The following is a 3,693-nucleotide window of genomic DNA, read 5'->3' as shown; positions in this document are numbered from 1 at the left end:
GTTTTGGACTGGCAATCCAAATCACGAGAAAATAGAAATCAAGGCAAATGCCTAGGAACAAAACCCGGAGCACTTCAACTCTTCTAGATAGGCCGCAACCTACGGGAACTTTGGTTCCAGTAGATCAACGACTTCGCGGGCTTGTCCCCAGGTGGATTGAGCGTCGGGTTGCTGGAAGATTGTCTGGAACATCGCAGAGACCATCGGCCACTGTGTCTTCGGGACCTTTTCGTAGAGGTTTTTCGCGAAATGGGTGCGACAGCGCTGCCACGACGCATCGGGCAGCACGTCAGAAATGGCGTGCTGGATGCCCTCATGAGCATCACTGGTGATAAGGAAAACACCGCGAAGCCCGCGGGCTTTTAAGTCCTGAAAGAAGCCTTTCCACGACGCGTTGGATTCCGCGGTGGCGACATGCATGCCGAGCATTTCGCGATAGCCCTCGGCGTTGACCCCGGTGGCCAAAAGGACGCAGCATGTAACCACCCGGCCGCCTTCCCGCACCTTGATCGCGAGTGCGTCGCACGACAGGTAGGCATACCCACCGGGATCCAGGGGGCGGTTTTTGAAATCTGCGACCATCGCGTCGAGTTCTTCCGACATCCGCGAGACGTGCGATTTCGACATGTTGGAAATCCCTAGCGTTGCCACCAGATCGTTTATTCGGCGGGTGGAAACCCCTTTGAGATAGCAGGTTGCGATCACGGTCGATAGTGCGCGTTCGGCACGTGAGCTTCGCTCGAGCAGCCAGTCCGGGAACAACGCGCCGTGGCGCAGCTTCGGCACTGCCACATCGATTGTGCCGACTCTGGTGTCGAGGTCGCGGTGACGGTACCCGTTGCGGTGGTTGACCCGTTCGGTGGAAGCAACACCGTATTCAGCCCCGCACACGGTATCAGCCTGGGCGGAGAGGATCTGGTTGATAAACCCTTGCAGCATCTGCCGCATCAGATCCGGCGACGCTTGGGTCAGCACATCATCCAGATAGGTTGTCGGGTCGATAGAATGCGGAGCAGCGGTCATCGTCATGTGCCTTTCGGTGAGATGTGGTCGTTGAGTCGAAAGGTTACTGACGATGGCCGCCCCACTATTTTCAAGGGCCCACCATCAGTAAGCGTTACACCACACTAAGGGACGCAACCGTAGTTTCCCTGGGATTTTGCAAGATTTTCCAACTAGTCAGCCATTTTTCATTCCCGAGATACGTTTCTCACACTAAGCTCATTTCTAACCATCCACTACAGCGAAAGATGCCCCACCATGGCCAGACCATCTCGCATTATCACCACTTTCCTATTCGCCATCACCCTCGGCATGGGGTTCACCCCTGCCGTGCAGGCTCACCCCACACAACCACCAACAACTACCAGTACACCAGCAGACAACCACGCTGATCAGGTCGCACCCGGACGAGAAAACCTAGAACCAACAGAACCGGGGTTCGACGACAACAACGTTGATAACCAAACAGGTAAGAACTGGCATCCCACCACCAATCCCAAAAGCAAAATCACTCCAGGGAAGATGCGTTCCGATAAAGAACAAATTCCCGGTGGATTCACGAAAGAACAAGCTAACCAAGCCGAAATCCAAGAGGCTAAAGAACAAGCCACGCAGACACGCTCTGGAGTACAGACGTTTGCCGCCGTTGATAACTGTCGGACGTATTGGCCTAGCCCTTTTAAAGTGTGCGGAAAAATCCGGGAAAAGTACGATTCCCTCGGTGGACCAAAGAGTTTCCTCACTTGGCCGAAGTCCAATGAACTCGGCGTTCCTGATGGTGTCGGACGTCGCAATGAGTTCGTCAACGGGTTCATCTACTGGCACCCCCAAACCGGCGCTCATCCGATTACCACGCACTTTTCTGTTGTTTGGGCCCGCAATGGCTGGGAGCGAGGTGAGCTGGGATACCCCACCACCGATGAATTCGCTTTGCCAGACGGAACCGGCCGGAAACAGTCTTTCTCAAAGGGACACATCTATGGATCCCTTGCTGGTCTAGCAGCTATCAAGGGTGCAATCTACGATAAGTGGCTGGAGACAGGTGCCGAACAAGGACAAATGCTCAGCTACCCAATCGAGGATGAGACATCAACTCCAGATGGAGTTGGAAAATTTAGCAGGTTTGTCTGGGGTTTTATCTACTGGTCTCCAGCAACCGGAGCCCATCCTATCTATGGTCCAGTTCTGTATGAATGGGCAAATAGCGGTTTCGAAAAAGGAAAATACGGGTATCCGACCGCAGACATCAAACCGACTAAAGACGGAGGGGATTTGCAGTATTTTCAGCGAGGGCTTATCCGGTCTCCTAATTTTCCTCTTCCGGCATACCAAGAAATATCAGCCTTCGGAGCCAGCCGGCCAGCCAGTAGATCAACTGATTCAGAGGAAGTTATCGGAGACAATTTTGATAGAATGCATGAGTGTATTGGCGGATATGACAACGGAAAACTTACCGTTTTTCACCACTCTGGCGTGAGTCTATACTGCAGGGATCTTTGGCATATTGCCGATAACCACATGCCCCCTCAAGAGGAGATAACGAGACAGGTTTGGGAAGACTTTCAAACCTGCGTAGCACATACGCTCCTATCACAAGAGTTCACCAATAAAACAAGCAGGCCTGGGACATACCTTAAAACAAGGTATAACACTTACTCTAAAGTCAGAAGCTACGCCATTGTATGGAGTAGCTCTTCTACCCTGCACAATGCCTACACGAATGACGACCGAGGCGGAAGGGATTGGGGAGGATGCCGAAAGTACCTACCACGATAATCACACTGTTTCCTGAAGAAGGGATGGATTGGGGACTATGGTCAGAAAGGGATGACATACAGCGCGAACGTGAAGACGATTTCCTTCAGCCATCTGACCTACACCTCAGCATTGGCCTAATCGAAATCTTAAAACGGTGGAACCGCACTTGGATCGAAAACTATGGATATGGTGTTGGAACGTCGTTTGTTTCTTGGTGGAGAGAGGGCTTTGACATCAACAGCTGGCTACAAGAAGGGCTGTGGATTGCAAGACAGATAGAAGCAGAGGCTGATGTAACTGTCGATAGAAGATTCGCACACTATCTACACCGCCCCATCCCCCTAGTCCCTGCAAATAAAACATTGTCATGAAACACACCTACGTAATCATCTACCCCGACAATGCAAGACCCTCAGCAGTCTGGGGAGTAGATGAAGCAGAAGAAAACGCATTCTGTTCTGCAGCCCACCAAGCTTTAAAAAGTTCACCCCATACCTTCGATGGATGGATCAGAGAATGGCGGAAAAATTTTCAAAGCGACGGCAGAGTTGGTGTCGCTCAGCGATGGAACAGCAGTTTTGATCCTCTCCAATGGATTGCTGACGGAGAAAGACTTTCCTCTGTAATTGAAGCCAATACGAACTACCGCATAGTGCGAGCTTTTAAGGCCTACGCCCGTAATCCTAAAACGGTTGGATAAGAATAAAACTAAGAAAACTCTCGCTTCAAGCCCTGTTTCCCTATCACCCCTATCAACTAGGCAGGGCTAATAGGCGAAAGTGTCCCAGTGTTTTACTGCTTGCAGCAGTTGCGCTGCTTGTGTCAGTGCTGGCTAGGACGATCGGTGCTTTGAAGTGTCCCAGGTTTTGTTCCGTTTGAGTAGATGGGAAAATCTGGAACATGCCGAAGAAATTTGACCAGGATGCCAAGGAT

At 51.4% G+C, this 3,693-nt stretch carries 3 protein-coding genes and 1 pseudogene; 2 read left to right on the top strand and 2 right to left on the bottom strand.

What is annotated here, in order from left to right; genetic code table 11:
* Window positions 1–102 precede the first annotated feature (102 nt).
* Window positions 103–1,023 (bottom strand): annotated as a pseudogene (locus QP997_RS09600) (IS256 family transposase); the annotation flags it as partial.
* A gap of 237 nt (window positions 1,024–1,260) precedes the next feature.
* On the opposite strand from QP997_RS09600, the gene QP997_RS09595 reads away from it, so the two are divergent.
* Window positions 1,261–2,778 carry an LGFP repeat-containing protein gene (locus QP997_RS09595; protein ID WP_012360704.1) on the top strand — a complete coding sequence of 506 codons (1,518 nt, stop codon included), beginning with the start codon at window positions 1,261–1,263 and terminating at the stop codon, window positions 2,776–2,778.
* 349 nt (window positions 2,779–3,127) lie between these two features.
* A complete protein-coding gene (locus QP997_RS09590) occupies window positions 3,128–3,460 on the top strand; it encodes a hypothetical protein (protein ID WP_141759501.1) in 333 nt (110 codons plus the stop codon).
* A 52-nt stretch (window positions 3,461–3,512) separates the two neighbouring features.
* Here the strand turns inward: QP997_RS09590 and QP997_RS09585 are convergent.
* Window positions 3,513–3,693: hypothetical protein (locus QP997_RS09585; RefSeq protein ID WP_284846993.1), on the bottom strand; the 181-nt coding region annotated here is incomplete at its 5' end.

The sequence above is a fragment of the Corynebacterium sp. MSK039 genome (genome assembly GCF_030232315.1).
Lineage (GTDB): Bacteria > Actinomycetota > Actinomycetes > Mycobacteriales > Mycobacteriaceae > Corynebacterium.
The sequence above is the reverse complement of the archived record's forward strand: the minus strand, read 5'-3'. Positions and strand labels throughout refer to the sequence as shown.